Source organism: Acidovorax sp. SUPP1855, assembly GCF_030158955.1.
GTDB lineage: Bacteria > Pseudomonadota > Gammaproteobacteria > Burkholderiales > Burkholderiaceae_C > Paracidovorax.
The window spans coordinates 13936-34899 of sequence record NZ_BQXI01000015.1; the positions used below are offsets into that span (position 1 = coordinate 13936).

Annotated in this window: 21 protein-coding genes and 1 pseudogene; 4 read left to right on the plus strand and 18 right to left on the minus strand. The window is 70.0% G+C overall.

Annotated elements, in window-relative coordinates; translation table 11 throughout:
• Positions 1–20: 20 nt before the first annotated feature.
• Entirely contained in the window at positions 21–1958 is a 1938-nt protein-coding gene (locus tag AVMA1855_RS14360; RefSeq protein ID WP_284426226.1) for an ABC transporter ATP-binding protein/permease, read from the minus strand.
• Positions 1959–2153: 195 nt separating this feature from the next.
• Here AVMA1855_RS14360 and AVMA1855_RS14365 point away from each other — a divergent pair, with 195 nt between their 5' ends.
• A complete protein-coding gene (locus tag AVMA1855_RS14365; protein WP_284394361.1) occupies positions 2154–3455 on the plus strand; it encodes a UDP-N-acetylglucosamine 1-carboxyvinyltransferase in 1302 nt (433 codons plus the stop codon).
• Positions 3456–3492: 37 nt separating this feature from the next.
• On the opposite strand, the gene AVMA1855_RS14370 is transcribed toward AVMA1855_RS14365, so the two are convergent.
• The gene (locus tag AVMA1855_RS14370; RefSeq protein ID WP_284426227.1) at positions 3493–4323 is read right to left on the minus strand and encodes a BUD32 family EKC/KEOPS complex subunit; all 831 of its coding nucleotides are present in this window, start codon (positions 4321–4323) and stop codon (positions 3493–3495) included.
• 247 nt (positions 4324–4570) lie between these two features.
• Here AVMA1855_RS14370 and AVMA1855_RS14375 point away from each other — a divergent pair, with 247 nt between their 5' ends.
• The 3 genes from AVMA1855_RS14375 to AVMA1855_RS14385 all read left to right on the plus strand — a co-directional run bounded on the left by AVMA1855_RS14375 (position 4571) and on the right by AVMA1855_RS14385 (position 7365).
• On the plus strand, positions 4571–5410 hold the full coding sequence (locus AVMA1855_RS14375) for a UPF0149 family protein (protein WP_272565705.1): 840 nt from the start codon (positions 4571–4573) through the stop codon (positions 5408–5410).
• Between the two features lie 84 nt (positions 5411–5494).
• The gene (locus AVMA1855_RS14380; protein ID WP_284426228.1) at positions 5495–6979 is read left to right on the plus strand and encodes a SulP family inorganic anion transporter; all 1485 of its coding nucleotides are present in this window, start codon (positions 5495–5497) and stop codon (positions 6977–6979) included.
• A 17-nt stretch (positions 6980–6996) separates the two neighbouring features.
• Entirely contained in the window at positions 6997–7365 is a 369-nt protein-coding gene (locus AVMA1855_RS14385) for a DUF1493 family protein (RefSeq protein ID WP_284426229.1), read from the plus strand.
• Between the two features lie 39 nt (positions 7366–7404).
• On the opposite strand, the gene AVMA1855_RS14390 is transcribed toward AVMA1855_RS14385, so the two are convergent.
• The 16 genes and pseudogenes from AVMA1855_RS14390 to AVMA1855_RS14465 all read right to left on the minus strand — a co-directional run bounded on the left by AVMA1855_RS14390 (position 7405) and on the right by AVMA1855_RS14465 (position 20864).
• Positions 7405–7824, minus strand: a complete 420-nt coding sequence (locus tag AVMA1855_RS14390) for a CinA family protein (protein WP_284426295.1) — start codon at positions 7822–7824, stop codon at positions 7405–7407.
• A 104-nt stretch (positions 7825–7928) separates the two neighbouring features.
• Positions 7929–8468 (minus strand): phosphatidylglycerophosphatase A family protein, encoded by a 540-nt coding sequence (locus tag AVMA1855_RS14395; RefSeq protein ID WP_284426230.1) that lies wholly within the window; start codon positions 8466–8468, stop codon positions 7929–7931.
• Positions 8465–10168, minus strand: a complete 1704-nt coding sequence (locus tag AVMA1855_RS14400) for a DUF4139 domain-containing protein (protein WP_349817113.1) — start codon at positions 10166–10168, stop codon at positions 8465–8467. The genes AVMA1855_RS14395 and AVMA1855_RS14400 overlap by 4 nt, the downstream gene beginning before the upstream one ends.
• A 112-nt stretch (positions 10169–10280) precedes the next feature.
• Positions 10281–10829, minus strand: coding sequence for a chemotaxis protein CheW (locus AVMA1855_RS14405; protein WP_284426231.1), 549 nt, complete (start codon positions 10827–10829; stop codon positions 10281–10283).
• A gap of 110 nt (positions 10830–10939) precedes the next feature.
• Positions 10940–12214 (minus strand): methyl-accepting chemotaxis protein, encoded by a 1275-nt coding sequence (locus AVMA1855_RS14410; protein WP_284426297.1) that lies wholly within the window; start codon positions 12212–12214, stop codon positions 10940–10942.
• Positions 12215–12220: 6 nt separating this feature from the next.
• Positions 12221–12706: pseudogene (locus AVMA1855_RS26635) on the minus strand (CHASE3 domain-containing protein); the annotation flags it as partial.
• Positions 12707–13023: 317 nt separating this feature from the next.
• Positions 13024–13632, minus strand: coding sequence for a hypothetical protein (locus AVMA1855_RS14420; protein WP_284426232.1), 609 nt, complete (start codon positions 13630–13632; stop codon positions 13024–13026).
• Positions 13633–13815: 183 nt separating this feature from the next.
• On the minus strand, positions 13816–14121 hold the full coding sequence (locus tag AVMA1855_RS14425; RefSeq protein WP_284426233.1) for a hypothetical protein: 306 nt from the start codon (positions 14119–14121) through the stop codon (positions 13816–13818).
• Positions 14122–14379: 258 nt separating this feature from the next.
• Positions 14380–14796, minus strand: coding sequence for a hypothetical protein (locus AVMA1855_RS14430; RefSeq protein WP_284426234.1), 417 nt, complete (start codon positions 14794–14796; stop codon positions 14380–14382).
• Between the two features lie 373 nt (positions 14797–15169).
• On the minus strand, positions 15170–16144 hold the full coding sequence (gene thiL / locus AVMA1855_RS14435) for a thiamine-phosphate kinase (protein WP_284426235.1): 975 nt from the start codon (positions 16142–16144) through the stop codon (positions 15170–15172).
• Positions 16145–16180: 36 nt separating this feature from the next.
• The gene (locus AVMA1855_RS14440) at positions 16181–16582 is read right to left on the minus strand and encodes a GreA/GreB family elongation factor (RefSeq protein WP_284426236.1); all 402 of its coding nucleotides are present in this window, start codon (positions 16580–16582) and stop codon (positions 16181–16183) included.
• 413 nt (positions 16583–16995) lie between these two features.
• Positions 16996–17346, minus strand: a complete 351-nt coding sequence (rbp, locus tag AVMA1855_RS14445; RefSeq protein ID WP_272565691.1) for an RNA-binding regulator — start codon at positions 17344–17346, stop codon at positions 16996–16998.
• Between the two features lie 100 nt (positions 17347–17446).
• Positions 17447–17656 (minus strand): hypothetical protein, encoded by a 210-nt coding sequence (locus AVMA1855_RS14450; RefSeq protein WP_284426237.1) that lies wholly within the window; start codon positions 17654–17656, stop codon positions 17447–17449.
• A 289-nt stretch (positions 17657–17945) separates the two neighbouring features.
• Positions 17946–18467: an O-acetyl-ADP-ribose deacetylase gene (locus AVMA1855_RS14455; RefSeq protein WP_284426238.1), complete on the minus strand. Its 522-nt coding sequence runs from the start codon at positions 18465–18467 to the stop codon at positions 17946–17948.
• A gap of 23 nt (positions 18468–18490) precedes the next feature.
• Positions 18491–19615: a YbdK family carboxylate-amine ligase gene (locus AVMA1855_RS14460; RefSeq protein ID WP_272549522.1), complete on the minus strand. Its 1125-nt coding sequence runs from the start codon at positions 19613–19615 to the stop codon at positions 18491–18493.
• Positions 19605–20864 carry a cation:proton antiporter gene (locus tag AVMA1855_RS14465; RefSeq protein ID WP_272565687.1) on the minus strand — a complete coding sequence of 420 codons (1260 nt, stop codon included), beginning with the start codon at positions 20862–20864 and terminating at the stop codon, positions 19605–19607. The genes AVMA1855_RS14460 and AVMA1855_RS14465 overlap by 11 nt, the downstream gene beginning before the upstream one ends.
• Positions 20865–20964 lie beyond the last annotated feature (100 nt).

Here is a 20964-nt window from a genome sequence, read left to right on the forward strand (position 1 = left end):
GCGCGCGGCGCCTCACCCCCTCACGCCTCGAACTGAAAGCCCTCGGCCGGGTGCAGGGCCCAGCGGCCCTCGCCCAGCAGCTGCAGCACGTGCGTGTGGTGCGCCAGCACCGCCGGCCGATGGGCGATGCTGATGATGGAGGCGCCGCTGGCGCGCAGCCGCTCGTAAAGCGCTGCCTCGTTGGCGCCGTCCAGCGCGCTGGTGGCTTCGTCCAGGATCACGGTGCGCGGCTGGCGCACCAGCACACGGGCGAAGGCCAGGCGCTGCTGTTCGCCGACCGACAGCTGCTTTTCCCAGTCGCGCGTGGCGTCGAGCCCGCCCACGCGTTCGGCCAGCTCGGGCAGGTGCACGTCGTTCAGGATCTGCAGCAACTGCGCGTCGTCCAGCGCGGTCGTGCGCGCCGGGTAGATCATCTGGCTGCGCAGCGTGCCGGGCTGCATGTAGGGGCGCTGGGGCAGGAAGAACACCTCGTCCAGCGGCGGGTGCTGCACCACGCCGTCGCCCGTGCGCCACAGCCCGGCAATGGCGCGCAGCAGCGAGCTCTTGCCGCAGCCGCTGGCCCCGGTGATGAGCAGCGCATCGCCCGGCTGCAGCTCCAGCGTGAGGTCCTTCACCAGCAGGCGGCCGAATTTCGGGGTGTAGAGCGTGAGCCCGTCGATCGCCAGGCGTTCGCCTTCCCGCGCCTGGATCTCGCGGGAGGTGTCCGGGGCTGCCGCCTTGGCGGCGGGCGCGGGGGGCGTTGCTTGCGAGGCCGGGGCGGCCGACGGGGTGCCGCGCTGGCGGCGCGACTCGCGCTTTTGCTGGCGGCGCAGCTTGCGCGCAGCGGACACGGCCTCGGGCGCCGCCGGCTCCTCGCGCCGGGCCGGCGCGCCGAGCAGGGCCTGGGCCAGCGTGTCCAGCCGGCCGATGCCGGCCACGAAGCGGCTCAGGCTCTCGAAGTTGTCCACGATCAGCGAGACGGCGGCGAGCACCGCCGCGAACGCGCCGGCCGCCTGGATGGCGCGGCCCACCTCCATGTCGCCGGAGAGCACCGCATCGGCCAGGATGATGGCGGGAATCACCACCGTGAGCTGGCTGAACGCGCGCTGGAACAGGTTGAGCGAGCGCTGGCGCTTGATGAGCCGCGCGTAGTTGGTGAACACCGCCTGGAAGCTGTGGTCCAGCTGCGCGCGCTCCTGCGACTCGCCGCGGTAGAACGCGATCGACTCGGCGTTCTCGCGCAGCCGCATCAGCCCGAAGCGGAAGTCCGCCTCGCGCCGCAGCTGCCAGAAGTTCAGGCGGATCAGCGGCGCGCCGAACACCCACAGCGCCACCACCGTGCCCAGCAGGGCATACACCGCCAGAAAGGCCACGAGCACCTTGGAGATCGACCACAGCACGGTGCTGAAGGCCACCAGCTGCATGCCCGCGCCGACGAAGATCAGCAGGAAGTGCGTGGAGCGGCCGGTGAAGGTGTTGATGTCCTCGCTGATGCGCTGGTCGGGGTTGTCGATGCCGCCCTGCGTGTTCAGCTCGTAGTAGCGCCGGCCGCCCAGGTAGCCGTCCAGGAAGCGGTGCGTGAGCCAGCGCCGCCAGTGGTTGGAGAACGCATCGCGCATGTAGTAGTAGAAGGCGTACACCGGCACGGCGAAGCCCAGCACCAGCAGGCAGGTGCGCACCGCGTCCCAGAAGCGGTCGCGGTCCTTGGCGGCCAGGGCCGAGGTCATCTCGCCGGTGCGGTCGATCAGCATCACGGCCAGCTGCGTCTCGCACAGCATCAGCAGCACCAGCAGGCCGAGCAGGGACCAGGCAGCGACCTTCTTGTCGCCGAGCCAGTACGGCTTGGCCACGCTCATGAACTGGCGCCAGGCGGCGGCGGAAAAAGTGGGGGCGCGCCGGGAAGCGGCGAGGGGGGCGGCAGGGGCGGGTGCCGCGGTGGCTGCCGCGGGGTGCGCAGCGGCAGAAGCAGAGGAAGACATGCAGGCGTTAGGAAAGGAAAGGCGGGAGCGCTGCGGCGAAGATAGGCCGCGCGCAGGCCGGGCCCTGTCGGACGCGGCCCACGGCCGGCTACGGAATCGCACGCGACCCGGGGGCCACGGCCGGCCGGGCGCCAAACGGGGGAGGGGGTTACAGTGCCGGCTGTTTTCTTTTCGGGTTCCCCCCGCATCCCGCCCATGTCCAATCTCATCGTGCACGGAGGCACGCCGCTGCGTGGCCGCATCACGCCCTCCGCCAACAAGAACGCCGTGCTGCCCGTGCTGTGCGCCACGCTGCTGACCCAGGCGCCGCTCACCTTGCACGGCGTGCCCGACATCACCGACGTGCGCAAGATCCTGGACATCTTCCGCACCCTGGGCAGCGACGTGCGCATGGACCACGCCAGCGGCACGCTGGAACTGCACCACAAGGACACTGCGTTCGACGCCGCCGCCCACCGCCTGCCCGAGGAGATGCGCTCGTCCATCATGCTGGTGCCGCCGCTACTGGCGCGCTTCGGCGTGGCGCGGCTCGAAGACAACGTGAAGGGCTGCACGCTCGGCGTGCGCGAGATCGATCCGCACGTGGAGGTGTTCCGCAGCTTCGGCGGCGCGGTGGAGCGCGCGCAGGGCTCGCTGCTCGTGCGTTGCGACGGGCCGCTGCACGCCACGCACCACTGGCTCGACTACGCCTCGGTCACCACGACCGAGAACTTCGTGCTGTGCGCGGCCTCGGCCCGCGGCGTGTCCACGCTCAACAATGCCGCGTCGGAGCCGCACGTGCAGGAGTTCTGCCGCTTCATGGCCATGCTGGGCGTGCGCATTGACGGCATCGGCACGTCGCGCCTCACAGTGCACGGCGGCGCGGCGCTGGGGGGCGGCGAGTTCCGCTTCGACGAGGACTTCCACGAGATCACCACCTTCCTGGCCCTCGGGGCCATCACCGGCGGCGACGTGGTGGTGCGCAACAGCGCGCCGGAGAACTTCCCGCTGATCGACCGCACCTTCGCCAAGTTCGGCGTGCGAATCGAGCATGCGGACGGCTGGTCGCGCGCGCACCGCGAGGGGCCGCTCACCGTGCAGACGCCCTTCACCAGCAACGTGCTGACCAAGGTGGAGGCCGCGCCCTGGCCCTACTTTCCCGTGGACCTGCTGCCCATCTTCATCGCGCTGGGCGTGCGGGCGCAGGGCAACGCGATGTTCTGGAACAAGGTGTACGACGGGGCGCTGGGCTGGACGGGCGAGCTGTCGAAGTTCGGCGCGCACGTGTTCTCGTCCGACCCGCACCGCATCGTGACCTTCGGCGGCAATGCGCTCACGCCTGCCGTGGTGGAGAGCCCCTACATCATCCGCGTGGCCATCGCCCTGTTCATGGTGGCCGCCAGCATCGACGGGCGCTCGGAGATCCGCAACGCCACGCCCATCCGGCGCGCGCACCCGCGCTTCGTGGAGAACCTGCGCAGCCTGGGCGTGCAGGTGGAGTGGACGAGCGAGGAGTGACCGCGCTCAGGCGCCCTCTGCGCCTGGGTGGGGGCGGTCAGGGCGCCAGCAGGTCGTAGGCGGCGCGCACGCGCTGCAGGTCGCGGCCCAGGCGGCGGCTGGGCGGCAGGTGGCGCAGCCAGCGCAGGCGGCGCACCGTGGTGGCCAGCACCGCGCGCATGTCCGGGCCCTGGGCGCCCAGCCAGGCCGCCCACAGCGTGCGGGCCGCGTCCAGCGCGCCCGCCTGGCGCAGGTAGAGCGCGGTGGACTGGGCGTAGCACAGCGCATCGCGCGCGTGGCACACGGCCAGCGGCAGCGCGGTGGCGGGGTCGTCCTCGAAATCCACATAGCCCACGACGCCGTCGGGGCAGCGCACGAGGTTGCGGGCGAACGCCTGGCTCAGGCAGGTGCCGCTGGCGTGCACCCGGGCGATGGCGTCCAGGCCCTGGCGCCACAGGGCCAGCACGGCCTCGGGGCCTTCGGCCACGGCGTGGTCGATCTCGTTGCCCAGGGAATGGGTTTCCTCGTCGGGGGCTCCCAAGTGCCGCATCAAAAAAGCGTCGTGCTGCACCGCCAGCACCTCGGGTGCGCGCAGGCCGCGAGCGGCGAAGTCCTGCAGGCGCCGCACCTCGATGGCGATGGCCGCGGGCCCGCCCGGCGTGGGCACCGGGCGCAGCACCGCCAGGCCCAGCAGGCGCGCCAGTACCGCCATGGCGCGGTAGCGCCCGGCGCCGTGGCTGGCGCCCGCGCGCTTGAGCCACCACTGCTCGCCGGGCAGGCGGTAGCTCTGCACGTTGGGCGCCTGGGTGGCCGCATGCTCGCGCAGGAAGTCCGCGGGGTCGGTGGGGACGGAGGTGCGGGGCGCAGCAGGGTCGGCGTGGGTCGGCATGGGGTCGGTGCGAAAGAGGGGAACGGGCCGGGCCCGGGGCTGCGAACGGGGTGCGAACCGAGGCCGGCAGGGCCGGCCGGGGCCGGGCGGATAAAATCGCCGCCTGCGGCCCGGCCGTGGCCCTGGGCGGGGCTGTCTGCACCTGCCCCCGGCGCCATGCCGCGCCCGCCCCGGTTCGCCGCTTTGCGCGGGCTGCGGCATCATAACGAAGCCTTTTTCTCCCCCCGCCGCGCCCTGGAGCCGCCCCATGACCGAATCCTCCCACGACACCGCCGCTGCCGCCGGCACCGAACCCGCCCTCGACAACGATGCGCTCGACGAGCTGGACACGCTGCTGGACGACCTGCGCAGCCGTGCCGAAGAGATCCCGCAGTGGGAGTTCTGCGACGGCTTCCTGACCGCGCTGGCCTGTACGCGCCGCGCCATTCCCGCCGCCGAATACCTGCCCATGCTGCTGGACGACGGCGGCCCCATCGATGTGACCGAGGGCGCGGGGGCCCCGCTGCCGCTGCTGCCGGCCTTCAAGGACGAGGCCCAGCAGGCACGGTTCATGGAGCTGTGGACGCTGCGGTTCGACGAGGTCAGCCGCCAGCTGGCGACCGAGGTGGAATCGCTGGAGGACGACCGCGCCTTCCAGCCCGAGGTGATGGACATGCGCGGCGCCGTCGCCTGCCTGCCCGAGGAAGAACGCGCCGAGATGGCCGGCCAGGACATTCCCTCGTTCGGCCAGGTGTGGGCGCTCGGCTTCATGTTCGCCGTGGAGAACTGGCCCGAGGAATGGGCCGCCCCCCGCGACAAGGACGCCGCGCAGTGGCTGGACGGCGCGCTGGAAAACATCGTGGTGCTGACCGAGGACGACACCGGCAAGCCCGAGCACAACCTGTATGCCGAAGACGGCCCGGCCAGCGTGAGCGAGGCCCGCCTGGAGTCGTTCAGCGAAGCCGTCTGGGCCGTGTACGACCTGCGCCAGCTCTGGAAGAGCATCGGCCCGCGCGTGGAGGCCGTGCGCCGCGCCGACACCCCCGGCCGCAACGACCCGTGCAGCTGCGGCAGCGGCAAGAAATACAAGAAGTGCTGCGGCGCCTGACGGGCGCCGGCGCGGCCTGACCGGGCGCTTCCCCTTCCCCTTTCCTTTTGCTTTTACGCGCGCTCCGGCGCGCGTTGCCGTTCCATGACCCCTGCTTTCCTGGCCCGCCTGCGCGCCGAATGGGCGCCCAGCATTCCGCGCGAACTGCTCGCGGGTGCCGTGGCCACGTTCGCGCTGATTCCCGAGGTGATCGCGTTTTCGTTCGTGGCGGGCGTCGATCCCTCCGTGGGGCTGTTCGCCTCGTTCGTCATCAGCATCGTGATCGCCTTCGCGGGCGGGCGCCCGGCCATGGTGTCGGCAGCCGCCGGTTCGGTGGCGCTCGTGGCGGCGCCGCTGGTGCAGTCGCACGGGCTGGGCCACCTGCTGGCGGCGGGGCTGCTGGCGGGCGTGGTGCAGGTGGCGTTCGGGCTGCTGCGCATGGGCGTGCTCGTGCGCTTCGTCTCCAGCTCGGTGCGCACGGGCTTCGTCAACGCGCTGGCGGTGCTGATCTTCTCGGCGCAGCTGCCGCACCTGCGCGGCGCGGGCGCCGCCATCTGGGGCATGCTGGCGCTGGGGCTGGCCCTCATCTACGGCCTGCCGTGGCTGGGCCAGCGGCTGCGGGTGCGGGCGCTCACCGCCATTCCGTCGCCGCTGATCTGCGTGGTGGCGCTCACACTCATCGCCTCCGCCATGGGGCTGCACCTGCCCACCGTGGCGGACCTGGGCCGGTTGCCCGATGCGCTGCCGCTGTTCGGCCTGCCCGCGGTGCCGGTGTCGCTGGAGACGCTGCGCGCCATCGCACTGCCGGCGCTGGCGATCGCCATGGTGGGGCTGCTCGAATCGGTGCTCACCGCCGCCGTGGTGGACGAGATGACCGACACGCCCAGCGACAAGAACCGCGAGTGCGCGGGCCTGGGCCTGGCCAACATCGCGGCCAGCTGCTTCGGCGGCATCGCCGGCTGCGGAATGATCGGCCAGGCCGTGGGCAACGTGAAATACGGCGGGCGCGGCCGCCTGTCCACGCTGTTCGCCGGCGTGTTCCTGCTCATCCTGATGGTGGCGCTGAAGGACTGGGTGTCGCGCGTGCCGGTGATCGCGCTGGTGGCCATCATGGTGATGGTGTCGGCCTCGACGTTCGACTGGAAGTCGCTGGGCGCCGTGGTGCGCCACCCGCGCCTGTCCAGCGCCGTGATGCTCGCCACCGTGGCCGTGACGCTCGCCACGCACAACCTCGCGGCCGGGGTGGGCGTGGGGGTGGTGCTGAGCGGCGTGTTCTTCGCGTTCAAGGTCGCGCGCCTGCTCGGCGTGCGGGCCGAGGACGATGCCGCCACCGGCCTGCGCACCTGGCACGTGTCGGGCCAGGTGTTCTTCGCCTCGGCCGATGCGTTCATCGAGGCGTTCGACATCCTCGCGGCCGAAGGGCGCCCGGTGCGCATCGACGTGTCCCGTGCGCATTTCTGGGACGTGACGGCCGTGGCCGCGCTGGAGAAGGTGGTGCAGCGGCTGCGGCACCACGGGGCTGTGGTGGAGGTGGTGGGGCTGAACGAGGCCAGTGCGGGGCTGGTGGGGCGGCTGGGGCCGGGTGCGTGAGACAGCAGGATTCCTTGATGGCGGGTCAGGCACTGGAAGAAATCGAAGCGTTCGCCAGAAGAGCGTCCGGGGTTCTGCCGCGGCGCGATCTGCATTCAGCGACCAGGATCGAGGACGATCTCAGCATCACGGGCGACGATGCGGTGGAGTTCATGGAGACCTTCTTCGCGGAGTTCGGCGTCGACTCCAGCGGGTTCGATTTCGGACGGTACTTCCACGACGAAGGATTCAATCCATTGCAGTTGTTTTGGATGCCTTTGCGCCGCTATCGGGATCGACAGAAGAAGGTGCCGCTCACCTTGGGCATGCTCGCGAAGTCCGTTGAACTGAAGCGCTGGGATGCCGCCCGCATCGAATCCGCCGGACCGAGGGAGGCCGCCACTTGAGGCGCACAGGCCCAAGTTTTTAGGCTTGGGGGTTTGCTGTCAAACCAGAAGATCGGCCAGCCGCGCCAGCGCATGCCGCACGGTGGCGGCACGCACGGCCGCCCGGTCGCCCGCGAAGCGCATCACCTCGCTGTGGGTCTGCCCCTCCACCGACCAGCCGAACCACACCGTCCCCACCGGCTTGTCCGCGCTCCCGCCCCCGGGTCCGGCCACGCCCGTCACGGCCACGCTCACCTGCGCCAGCGAGCGCGCCACGGCGCCCTCGGCCATGGCGCGCGCCACGGGCTCGCTCACGGCGCCGTGCGCTGCGATGAGGGCGGTGGGCACGCCCAGCAGGTCGGTCTTGGCGGCGTTGGAGTAGGTGACGAAGCCGCGCTCGAACCAGCGGCTCGACCCGGCCAAGTCGGTGCAGGCACCGGCGATCAGGCCGCCGGTGCAGCTTTCGGCGGTGGCCAGCATCCACCCGCGCGCGACGAGCGTTTGCGCGATATGAGCCAAATCGGCCTCCAGCGCAATATTCTCTAGGGCATCATGCTCTGCTTTTGATAGCAAATCGTCCGGTGTCACCACAGATGCCTCCAGAGCGCGATCACCACCAGCGTGCAGAAGGCCGCCACCAGGTCGTCGAACACGATGCCCCAGCCGCCGCGCCAGCCGAAGCCCTTGAACAAACTGTCGGCCCAGGCCACGGGGCCGGGCTTGGCGGCGTCGAAGAAGCGGAACAGCGCGAACGCCGCGCACTGCCCCCAGAAGCCCATGGGCATGGCCAGCCACAGCACGAGCCAGAAGGCGATCACCTCGTCCCACACGATGCTGCCGGGGTCGGCCACGCCCATGTGGCGCGCGGTGGTGGTGCAGGCCCACCAGCCGACGAGCGTGCCGGCCAGGATCAGCACGCCGAAATGCAGGGGCGCGAGCCACTGCTGCAGCACCAGGTAGGCCAGCCAGGCCCACAGCGTGCCCACGGTGCCGGGCGCCTTGGGCGACAGGCCGGCGCCGAAGCCCAGGGCGATCCAGTGCGCCGGGTGCGACCGCATGAAGGCGGCGGTCGCGCGGCGCGGTGCGGCGGCGGGCGTGGCAGGGCCGAAGGGGGCGGCGTTCATTCGCGCTCCCTCAGCGCGATCTCTTTCGGGTAGCGCACGGTGTGCGTGGCCGTGAAGCGCGCGGTGGCGCCAGCGGCCAGCGGCTGCTGCCAGGCGATGGTGCCGGGCGTGCGGTTCCAGGCCGTGTCCTGCGGCGCGGGCGTGTAGCGGGATTCGACCTCGATCTTCTCGTTGCGCGAGACCGGCGCTGCGTCCAGCACCTGCAGCGCGATGGCCCGGGCGTGGCGGTTCTCGATGCGGTAGGCGCGATCGGTGCGGCGCTCGGTGCGCCCGCCGGTGAAGCCGGCGCTGCCGGTGGTCTCCTGCGGCGGCTCGGCCTGCACGATCACCTGGTCGTCGGCCCCGAACCACAGGGTGGCCCTGCCGCCGGCCATGGCGTCCTGCGCGAAATCCAGCGTGTCGTTGCCGATGAAGGCGCCATCGCGGTACAGCCCCACGGGCCCTGCGGGCCAGGCGCCCGCCGGCGGCGCGATCTCGGCCACGAGGTAGGCCGTCTCCTGCCGGGCGGGCACGGCGCGCGTGAGCAGCGTGGCGGCCGCGTTGTGCGTGCCCAGGGCCAGCGTGGTGCGCTGGCCGTTGGAGGGCACGGTGATGCGCTGGGGCACGGCGAACTGCGTGGCGTAGGTGCCGGCGAACGCGGTGACGTCGAAGCTGGGCGGCTCGGCTTCCTCGGCCACGCTGGCCGGCGCGGCCATCGCAGCGGGTGCCGCCGGTGCGGGCAGGCGGGCCATGGCCATCTGCGGCTGCGGGGGCGGCGCCACATCGAGGGTCCAGGCACCGGGCGCGGGGCCGCGCGTGGCGCGGGTGGCGGCTTGCGTGGAGAGGGTGAGCCGCACATCGGTCCAGTCCTCGCCGCTGTTTTGCGCGACGAGCGCCAGGCGCTCCAGCACCACGGCGCCGGTGTCGCTGTTCAGCACGGCGCGGTAGGTGGGCTGCCAGCCGGGGCCGCGCACCTGGTAGGACAGGCGCAGTTCGCCCTCGCGCTCGGCGGCGAGGTGGACGGCGACCGACACGGCGCGCGCCCGCGGGCCGCCCGCGTTGCGGTTGCGCTCGGCCACCAGGGGCTTGAGCGCGAGCTCCAGCGCCTCCTGCCGGCGCTTGAGCGCGTGCGAGCGGGTGAGGGCGTCGAGCGAGGTCTTGCGCAGCGCATCGGCCGTGGCGCCGATCTGGCCCGGGCTTACCGCGGCGGCGGGGCCCGCGGCCGGACGGCGGTCGGGCTGCGGCGTGTCGGCCGCGCTACCGGCGTTGCCGGCCACGCCCTGCAGGTAACGGTTCACCAACTGCAGCGAGGCGGTCTCGGCACGCACGGCGGCCAGCTGGTCTTCCAGGTCCTGGATGCGGCCGTCCAGCGGGCTGGCGCAGCCGGCGGCCACGTCGCGGTCTTCGGTGGTGATCTTGAATTCGCCCACGCGCAGCCCGGTGCCGGCGGCGATCTGCAGGCTGGCGGTGTCGATGGAGGCGGGCAGGCAGCGGAACACGGCGCTGCGGGCACCGGCGGCCACGCGCGCGGTGCGCTCCACGGTGGCGCTGCCGGGCGAGACGGTGACCTGCGTGATGCGCGAGGCCACGCTGTCCTGCGCCAGGGCGGCGCCGGTGCCCAGCAGTGCCGTGGCGCTGGACAGAGCGGCCAGCAGCGCGGCCAGGGAGGGGGTCGGCCGTGCGGCGGGCGCATGCCGCAGGGAGGGCAGGGAATGGATCAAGTGCGGCTCCTGGATGGGCTGGCGGATGCAATCGTGGGGCGGGCGGCAGGATACCGCGCCCGGCGATTATTCACCCCTGCCCGCCGCAGCCGCGGCCGCAGGCGCTCGGTGATCAGTCGGCGAAGGCCGCCGCAGCCGCTGCGGCGGGCCTCATGTGGGTCGGCCGCATGCGGCCCAGCGTCTCGCTGCCCACCAGGCCCTCGATGTCCACGAGGATGAGCATGCGGTCGTTCACGCTGCCCAGGCCCAGGATGAATTGGTCGTCCACGCTGGAGGACAGCTGGGGCGCGGGGCGGATCATCTCCGCCGTCAACTCCACCACATCGGAGACGGCGTCCACCACCGCGCCCACGGTGTACTGGCCGACATTGAGCACGATCACCACGGTGGAGTGGTTGTACTCGGCGCTGGCGCAATGCAGCCGCAGACGCAGGTCCACGATGGGAATGATGATGCCGCGCAGATCGACCACGCCCTTGATGAAGTCGGGCGCGCCGGCCAGCCGCGTCGGCGGCTCGTAGGAGCGGATTTCCTGCACCTGGAGGATGCCGATGCCGTATTCCTCGTCGCCCAGGCGGAACGAGAGGAATTCGCCGCCCTTGCTGACGGCATTGGCGGCGGTGGCGTTGTTGGGGTCGGTGGGCGATGAAGAAAGGGCCATGGCGGATCTCTTGCAGGCAATGGAGGAAGAAAAGGGGTCCCGGCGGCGTCCGGTGGCCCATCGTACCGGGGCGGGACGATGGGCCATGGACGACGGGGCGCGGGGGCGTGTCAGAAGTTCTGCCAGTCGTCTTCGCTGCCGCCGCCGGCCAGGGCCAGCGACGGCTGGCTCGGGCGGGGCGCAGCGGCCTTCTTGGGCGCAGCCGCCATGCGGGCCGGCGCGTGCGGTGCCATGGCCGCGCGCAGCGGGGCGGGCTTGGGCGCTGCGGCGCGGGCCGGCGCGGGGGCCGCCACCGCGTGCAGGCTGGGGGCTTCGTGGTCCAGCCGGAACACGCTCACCGCCTGCACCAGCCTGCCCGCCTGCGCCCGCAGGCTGTCCGCCGCCGCGGCGCTTTCCTCGACCAGCGCGGCGTTCTGCTGCGTCACCTGGTCGAGCTGGCTCACGGCGTCGCTCACCTGGCCGATGCCCAGCGTCTGCTCCTGCGTGGTGGCGCTGATCTCGCTGATGAGGTCGTTCACGCGCTTGACCTGCGCCACGATGTCGGCCATGGTGCGGCCGGCCTCCTCCACCTGCTGGCTGCCTGCGTCCACCTTCTGCACGCTGTCGGTGATGAGGCCCTTGATCTCCTTGGCGGCGTCGGCGCTGCGCTGCGCGAGGCTGCGCACTTCGCTGGCCACGACGGCGAAGCCCCGGCCCTGCTCGCCGGCGCGGGCGGCTTCCACGGCGGCGTTGAGCGCCAGGATGTTGGTCTGGAAGGCGATGCCGTCGATCACGCCGATGATGTCCACGATCTTCTTGCTGGAGGCGGTGATGGCCTCCATGGTGTCCACGACCTGCCCCACCACCACGCCGCCGCGCTGCGCCACGGCGCTGGCGGAGTCGGCCAGCTGCGTGGCCTGGCGGGCGGTATCGCCGTTGTTCTTGACGGTGGCCGTGATCTCTTCCATCGAGGCGGCGGTCTGCTGCAGGTTGGAGGCCTGCTCTTCCGTGCGCTGGCTCAGGTCGGCGTTGCCGGTGGCGATCTGCGTGCTGCCGGTGGCGATCGAGTCGCTGCTCTGGCGGACCTGGCCCACCACCTGCGCCAGGCTGTCGCGCATGGCCTTCATGCCCACCAGCAGGCTGCCCTGGTCGCCTGCGCGGGTGCTCACGTCCACGGCGAGGTTGCCTGCGGCGATCTGGCGCACCACCTCGGAGGCGTAGTCCGGCTCGCCGCCGAGCTGCCGCGTGATGGACCGCGTCACCCACACGCCCAGCGCACAGGCCAGCCCGATGGCGAGCAGGGAGCCTTCCACGATGACGTTGGCAATGAATGAGCGCATCTGGTCTGCCGCAGCGGCACGGCTGCTCAGGAGATCGCTTTGGACCTTGTCGAATTCGGCGTGCAACGCACGGAATCCATCCATCGTGGCCTTGTCGTTGCTTTGTCCGACTTGCCCCAGCAGGTCCTGCGTTGTTTTGGTCCCTGCAGCGATATCGCGCCGCAGTTGGACAAGGCTGCTCATGACGGCCACAAACTCCGCATTCTTCGCCTTCATGGCGTCCAGCCGCTGCTGCTGCGCCGGATTGGCAACGGTCAATTGCTTGGCTTGCATCCACGCCTCGTCGAATTCACGGATGCCGGTGTTCCAGGGTTCGAGAAACCGTTCCTCGCCACTGAGAAGATAACCGCGGACGCTGGTTTGCATGTTGACCATGCTGCTGAGCAAGGTGTTGGCTGTGTCCATCACTTTGTAAGTGTGGACGTTCAACTTCTCGGCCTTCTCCAATTGGGTACTGCTGTACAGGGACGACGCGGTGACAGCCAAAAAAATACCGATAACGGTACCGAAAGCGATCAGAAGTCGCCGGGAAACGGTCAGGGTGCTGCGCGGGGTCATGTCAATCCTCTCTGGTCTGGCTGGGAAGTTAGAAATGCAATATTCCGCATAAATGATATATTTGAAACAAAAAAATGTGTATCAAAAAATATCTGAATTCTGTACATTTCGAACCGTGGAAAGAGAAATGCGTCGCGTTGAGCCTTTCTTGCTCTCTTTTTTATTTGATAAATATGATAATTTGTGCGCCAATCTATTGGGTGCGACTCAATGAAAGACAGCCTGCCGGCCCGGGGTCCGATCCCGGGCCGGCAGGCTGCGGCAGGTGGCCACAGCGTTGGACGCTGATGCGAAAAAACGTCAGTGCCCGCGCTGCATCACGCCTGCGGTGCGACGTAGGCGATGAGCCGCCCCATGCGGCGGATCCACTCCGAGGTGACGATGAACTGCGGCTTGTCCCGCTTCACGTAGGGCGGGACCTCCGGCGGGTTGTCGGCCGGGTAGGGCGACGTGTCCCAGGCATCGCCCACATGCTTGCTGCGGTAGGCGGTGCCGGTGTAGGCCGCCGAGGGCCCGTCGCCCTGGTAGGGGTTGACGACCTCGGGCACGGGCGAGGTCCAGTAGCCCTTGGGGCCCAGCTCGTCCACCAGCGTCTGCGCCTCGCTGTCGGGCACCTTGGGCGTGGCCATGGTGGCGCCCGCGAACAGGTCGGGAAAGTCCACCTCGCGGATCGAGAAATACCGGGGCAGCGCGCGCGTGGCCGTGCCGGCCTTGAGGGGCGAGCGCGCCGCCATGGCGGCCACGGCCGCATCGCTCATGCCATCGAGCTGCCGGTAGGTGGACTCCAGCCCCGCGATGTCGATGGCGCGGCCTGCCGAGTAGTGGCTGACGGTGTTGGCCCAGTCCTTGTCGGCGTAGTAGCCGCCGTTGTGGATGTTGGAGCCGTAGCGGTGCACGTACAGCGGCGCGTTGGTGCCCAGCTCCACGAACGTGGGGTGGGTGCGGCCGCCGCCCAGCAGCGGGCTGCCCGCGATGGCTGCCGCCGGCAGCGGGCAGGTCTTGAGCCAGGCGATGGCCTCGGGGATGCGCGCGAGATAGCGGCGCTCACCCGTGAGCTGGAAGTAGTTGAACAGCTGGCGGATGTTGGTCTGCGTGGTGTGCGTGGCCAGCTAGCGGGGCTCGTAGCTGCGCGCGCCGGCCGGTGCGCCGGCCGGGCGGCCGGCCATGGGGCGCGACAGGTGCTGCAGGCCCCAGCCGGCCTGCGGGCCGCTTTGCTGCATGAGGCGCATGCATTCCATGGCACGTGCGATGGGGGCCAGCAGGCGCGTCTCGCCCAGCGCCATCACGCACATCGTGAGGAACTTGATGTTCTCGCCCATCACGTCGTCGTTGAAGGTCACGTGCAGTGTGTAGTCGCCGTCTTCCATGCCCGAATGGGCGCCCGCGGGCACCTGCTCGGGGTGGGGCGAGGGCATGGCGCCGACCGCGCCGGGAAAGTGCGGGAACCGCTGCGGCCAGCCGCCGTTCGCCACGCCTTATTCGGGGCCGAACTGCGCGTTGAGCACGAAGTCGATGGCCTTTTGCAGCGGCGCGAGAAAACGCACGTCGCGCTTTTCCACATACATGCGCAGCAGAAGCTGCGAGGCCACGGCCGTGCCCGCGTCGTCGAACGTGGCGTTGCCCTAGTAGTGCTGGAATTCCTCCAGCCGCCAGCCGTTCTTGCCGATGGTGTCTTACCACTGGCGCAGCGACGCCTCGCCCGCGAAGTCGTGGATGTAGTTCCAGCCGCCCGAGGCGTGCTGCGCCGCGACGATGGCCAGCGTGGTGCGCTCGGCGGCCTGCAGGAAGCGCTCGTCGCCGGTGGCGTGGTAGGCGTCCAGGTACACGTGGCCGACCGAGGGCGTGCCCGGCGGCTGGATCCAGCACATGGTGCGGTAGGCCTCCATCTCGCCGAAGGTCTGCTTCAGGTCGGGCGAGTACGACCACACGTAGCCGCCGCGGTACGAAACCACCTCGTCCATGTAGTCGGCGGCGCGCCGCAGCGCGGTGGCCACCTCTCCCTGCGGGCCGGATGCGCCGCCCGAACCGCCGCCACAGGCGGTGAGCCACAGCGGTGCGAGCGCCGTCAGCGCGAAATCTCTGCGTTTCATGGAATGTCTCCTCTCGTCTTCGATGCAAGGAATGCACGCGCCGTCGGCGCGGCGATCGCAGCCTGGGGATCCCGGCTGTCTTGTTGTGTAGATCATCTTGAAGGATGTCGTACAACTTGGCGGCGATTGTGGGAGGCAGGGGAGAGGAGGCGATGCGTGTTTACCCGGTCTGCCACGCTCCAGAGGGCTCGTAAGCCTTTGGTAAGGCGCTTTGAGTTAGTACCTACTTAGGCGCAAACGATTGCGCGGCCGGTATCGGCCGCCAATGTCGGGACCGCCGAAAGCGTGATTTCAGTGGCATTTCGTCACAAAGTGGTACGACAACTGCTGCTTTGCAGGAGCGGCGATGTCCCGCAAGTGATTGCGCTGCCGATCAGCGGAAGTGGTCGTATGACGAGTACTGGTGAGGGAGGGGCTGGCCTTGGGCATCCACCAGCCGCAGGCCGGGCGCGGCCTCGATGGTGCCGATGCGGGCCACGGGCGTGGCCGTGGCCTGGCCAGCGGCCTGGACCTCGGCGCGGTGCTCGGACGCGGCAGTGAACAGCAGTTCGTAGTCGTCGCCGCCGGCCAGGGCGCAGCGCAGCAGGGTTTCGTGGTCAAAAGCCCCTGATGCCCTAGTACTCATTGCCCCTATTGCTATTAATTCAATAGCGTTCTGGGTGTCGATGCGGGCCCCCACGCCAGAGGCCTGCAGGATGTGGCCCAGGTCGCCCACCAGCCCGTCGCTCACGTCGATGGCGCTGCGGGCCAGCCCGCGCAGGGCCTGCCCCAGGGCGACGCGCGGCATGGGGCGCTCCAGCCGCTCGCGGGCCTGGGCGAGCCAGGGCGCGGGCAGGGTGCGCTCGCCGCGCAGCGCCTCCAGCGCCAGCCGCGCGTCCCCGAGCGTGCCGCTCACCCACAGGTCGTCGCCCGCACGCGCGCCGCTGCGCAGCAGGGCCTGGCCGGCGGGCACTTCGCCGAACACGGTGATGCAGATGTTGAGCGGCCCGCCCGTGGTGTCGCCGCCCACCAGCTCGCAGCCGTGCGCATCGGCCAGCGCCAGCAGCCCGCGCGAAAAGCGCTCCAGCCAGTCGCTGTCGGCACGCGGCAGCGACAGGGCGAGCGTAAAGGCCAGCGGCCGGGCGCCGCACGCGGCCAGATCGCTCAGGTTGACTGCCAGCGCCTTGTGGCCGAGCGCCTCGGGATCGACGTCGGCGAAGAAATGGCGGCCCTCCACCAGCATGTCGCTGGAGACGGCCAGGTGCATGCCCGGTGCGGGCGCGAGCAGCGCGCAGTCGTCGCCCACGCCCAGCGCGGCACGGCGCACGGGGCGCTGGAAGAAACGGCGGATCAGATCGAATTCACCCATGGCAGGAGCATACGGTGCGGCAGGCCACGGCCCGCGCTACGTCTGGTAGTCGCCGCTGGCCTCGGGCTGAAAGAGGATGGCGACGACCTGCGCCGCGCAGGCGTCGCCGTTCGGCGTGAGCCACTTCGCGACGTCCCTGACCTTCAGGCCCAGCAGGCTGCTGCCCACCGGCGAGAGCACGGAGATGAAGCCGGCCGTGGGCTCGGCATCCCGCGGGTAGCAGACCGTGAGCGTCTGGCGCCGGGCGGTCTGCACATCGACCAGCTCCACGCGCGAGTACATCGTCACGACATCGCCAGGCACGGCGCGCGAGCCGGTCACCTCGGCGCTGGCCAGCAGCGCGGCCAGGGCGGGGGGAAGCTCGGGCCCGGGCAGTTTGCTCAGGCGGGCGAAATCAAGTTCGGTGAGCGTGCGCTCGCCGTGAATCGTTGCATGCATCGACACACTCCATCGAATGAATGCGGGCACCGCCCGAAAGAGCGTGCGCCCGCGGCCGCGCGAGGCAGGGGCCCGGCGGCGGAAGGTTGCGCTGAAAGAGGAAGAGAGGGGAGCGGACCGCCGGGCTCAGGAAGGTGCGGGGGCACCGGCCGATGAGCTCTCTTGGCGGCCGCGTGCGCGCCGGCCGCTGCGCGGGGCAGTGCGGCCAGGGTGGCGTGGTGGGGGCCGGAGAGGGGGAAGGGCATGCGGGCAGTGTAGGCTGTCATGCGGGCGGCACCCGCAATGGCCTCACGCCCTTTGCCAGATTGGGTGTCCCTTCGCGCTGCGGCGCGCGCCGAGGGGCGGCCTGCAGGGCGGCGGGGCGAAAAAAAACCGGCCCAGGAGGGCCGGTCTTGCGCGGAGTGCGGCAGGGCTCAGTAACGGCCACCGCCGAAACCACCCGTGCCGTAGCCCACGTCGGAACGCTTGTTCGCGCCGTAGCCCGCTGCGCTGTAGCCACCCGAGCCGCCGCCTTCTTCGCGGGGGCGGGCCAGGTTCACGACGATCGAGCGGCCGTCCACGGACATGCCGTGCAGGCCGGTGATGGCCGCCTGGGCGACTTCGGCGGACGCCATTTCCACGAAGCCGAAGCCCTTGGAGCGGCCGGTTTCACGGTCCATCATGACCTTGGCCGAAGAGACGGCGCCGAACTCGGCAAAGTTGCTTTGCAAGATCGCATCGGTCACGGAGTAGGGCAGGTTGCCCACGTAGATTTTGCTGCTCATGGAAAGAGCCTTTCTGAAAGAGGTGCGCAACGAATGGCGCGCCGTTGGAGGACGGTGGTGCGAAAGGGGAAAAGGGATCTGCCTTGGCGGACCCTTGGCCTCAGCACGCCGGAGGATGCGTCATGCTCGCTTGCAGCCAGCCCTGGGTGATGGCAAAGAGCCGGGCGGCTTCGCGGGATGCAAAGGCTTTGTCGAAACGGAATACGCGGCAGTAGCTGCCGTTACCCTGGGATCGATGGACCGAGAAGGAGGCACGGAAGCGGCCACAGTCGGTCGGATGTGTCGAGGGCGAGACGACGTACTGGCCCATGGGAATGGCGGTCTTGGAAATCTAATTCATTCAGGATCGCAGGCGGGAGAGGGCCTGCGTGAGCATCGAGGAACTCGGTCGGCTGCAGCTCGGCAGATCGACAGGGCGACGAAGGTCGCAAAAGGCGGCCTGCCGGGGGCCGATGGCCGGTTCCCAGCAAGCGTTGCGGTGACGGCACGGGTCAGGCGCCAGGACTGCAACAAAGGGCATTATATCACCATTGAGAATTTAAAAATAGATTAATATTCTCATTGGTTTTAAATATGCCGCTTTCAGGGGCATCCCGGGGCTATTCGGCTTGTTGTGCGAGCACCTCTCGGTATACGGACAGGTCTTGCTCCGAGAAGCAGCAGAAGGTCACCTCCCGAATATCGGGCGTCTGTTCGAGGGTGGCGCGCACCGCATCGACGGCCACCACCGCCGCCTGTTCGATCGGGTAGCCGTAGATGCCCGTGCTGATGCAGGGAAACGCCACCGTCCTCGCCCCGCGTTCGCTCGCCAGCAGAAGCGACTGGCGATAGCAGGAGGCCAGCAGCTCCGCCTCGCCGTTCGAGCCGCCGCGCCACACCGGGCCGACGGTGTGCACGATGACGGAGGCCGCCAGCCGGTAGCCCCTGGTGGCTTTCGCATCCCCGGGCTTGCAGCCGCCCAGCAGGCGGCATTCGTGCAGCAGCTCCGGGCCGGCCGCGCGGTGGATGGCGCCATCCACCCCGCCGCCGCCGAGCAGCGACGAATTGGCCGCGTTGACGATGGCATCCACCGCCAGCCGGGTGATGTCGGCGCGCAGCGCGCGAAGCGTGGCGTTCGCCATGGGCGCGGCCTGCCGTCGGCCCGTCAGGACACCGCGCCCCGAAAGCGCTGCGCCGCCTGCCGGCTCACCTCGCCCAGCAACTGCTCGTTGCGCTGGCGCTCGCGCAGCCAGCGCGCGTCGTTCTGGCCGGCGTCGGCCTCGCTGCGCAGCATGTGCAGCGCGCTCGACGCCCCGGTGACGCCCGCGTGGCGCGCGATGTGGTCGATCGTCTGCAGGATGTGGTCGCGCAGCGGCATGTGGTTGCCCGTGGCCGGGTCCACATAGACCGCGTCCATGCCGAAGCGGCAGGCCTGGAAGCGGTTGTAGGTGTAGACGAGGTAGTCGTCCTCGGTCGGCATGAAGGGCTGCTCGGCCAGGAACCATGCACCCAGCGACTGCACGAAGCCGGCGAGCGCGGCGGCGCGCTCCACGGTGAGCGGCGTGTCGAACACGCGGATCTCGATGGTGCCGAACTCGGGCTTGGGGCGGATGTCCCAGTAGAAGTCCTTCATGCTCTTGACCACGCCCGTGCGCGTCATCTTGTCGAAGTAGTGCTCGAAGTCGGTCCAGGTGAGCGCCATGGGCGCGCGGCCGGACAGCGGGAACGCGAACACCGAGTTGAGCCGGGCGGAATCGAACGCCGTGTCCTGCCCCTGCACGTAAGGGCTGGAGGCCGACAGCGCGATGAAGTGCGGGATGTAGCGCGACATGCGGTGCAGCATCAGCAGCGCCGCGTCGGCGTCCGGGCAGCCGATGTGCACGTGCTGCCCGAAGATCGTGAACTGCTTGGACAGGTAGCCGTACAGTTCCGACAGCTCGCGAAAGCGCGGCTTGTCGTAGATGCGCCGCTCGTGCCATTGCTGGAACGGGTGCGTGCCGCCGCCGGCCACGGCGATGTTGAGCTTGTCCGCGCTCTTGACCAGCGCATCGCGGATCTGCGTGAGCTGGCCCAGCACCTCGCTGCTGCTGTGGCACACGCCGGTGGAGATCTCGATCATGCTGTTGGTCATCTCGGGCACGACGCTGCCGGGCAGCGGCGTCTTGTGCATGAGGCGCAGCATGTCCTCGGCATAGGGCGCGAGGTCGTAGTCGTGCGTGTTGACGAGCTGCAACTCCAGCTCGACGCCCAGCGTCAGGGGCTCGGAATGGTGGAAGGCTTCAAGACTCACGGCTGTTGTCTCCGTTGGCGGCGCGCGAGAGCGGCGCCCAGGGTTTCGAACTCTCGCCCGCGCGGTAGATGGCGACGGTGGCGATCACGGCCCCCAGCACTTCCATGACCAGGATGGCCGGCAGCGCCACGCGGGCGATCAGCTGGCCGGTGGAGGCCGAGGCCACCACGAACTGCGATGCGATCAGCAGCGCGATGGACGACATCGGCGTCATCGCGCAGCCCACCCACAGGGCCTGGCGCCAACTGGCGCCGCTGCCCACGTTGCCCACCGCCACGCCCAGGGCCTTGGCCGCCAGGCGCACCACGATCAGGGCCAGCACCACGCCGGCCACCGGGCCGCTCCAGTCGGCCTGCGCCGCCACGGTGGAGACCAGCACGAACATCAGCATGGTCAGCAAAGACGAGGCCGTGCCCATCTGGCGCGGCCATGCCCAGGGGCGCGGATTGAGCTGCTTGAGCAGCATGCCGGCCAGGAGCGCGGCCAGCGGCGCGGAGCCGCCCATGTGCGCCGCGACGGCCGTGCCGGCGGCGATGAGGGTGAGCAGCAGGAACGAGGTGTTCTCGCTCGTGGGGCTCATGAAGCGCAGCGCCATGCGCAGCACCAGGGCCAGCACGGCACCGACGATGATCGAGACGCCCAGCACCACCATGACCGGGTAGATGGTGTCCATGATGCGCGCGGCGGGGCGGTTGATCAGCTCCGCCGTGGCGCTGCCCAGCGTCAGGGCGTACAGCGTGGAGAGCGTGGCCAGCACCATGGCGCGGTCGGTCACCGGGCCCGCGGCGCGCGTGTCGGCCACCACGCGGCTGAGCACCGCGGGCGAGGCGGCCAGGGCCACCAGGGCGAGCGGGCCGGCGGCGCGCTGGGGCACGTCCAGCCACATCAGCACGTAGTACACGGCGAAGTAGGTGAGGGCCGATTCGGCGATGCTCTGCACCAGCACCATCGGGTTGTGGCGGAACCAGCGCAGCGGAATGCGCCCGCCCGCCTCGAACAGCACCAGCGCGATGCCCAGCTCCAGCAGGAACAGGCTGATGCCCTGCAGCGGCCACACGGCGCCGGTGAAGCCCAGCAGGCCGGCGATGGTGCCGACCAGGGTGTAGCCGACCACCTTGGGCAGGCCGATGTGGCGTTGGAAAAGGTAGCCCGATACCGCGGCCACTGCGAGCAGCAGCGACCATTGCACGGTGGGCAACCCGGCCGAAGGGCGCAACCATTGCGCCCAGAAGCTCAGGATTTCATCCATTCTTTGTATGTCCTCTTCGCGCAGGCGCCAGGCCTGCAGGTTTGGGTCGGCCTTCGCGAAGCCCCCTCGGCGCGCAGCGGCCCGACCCCGGGGTCGCCCG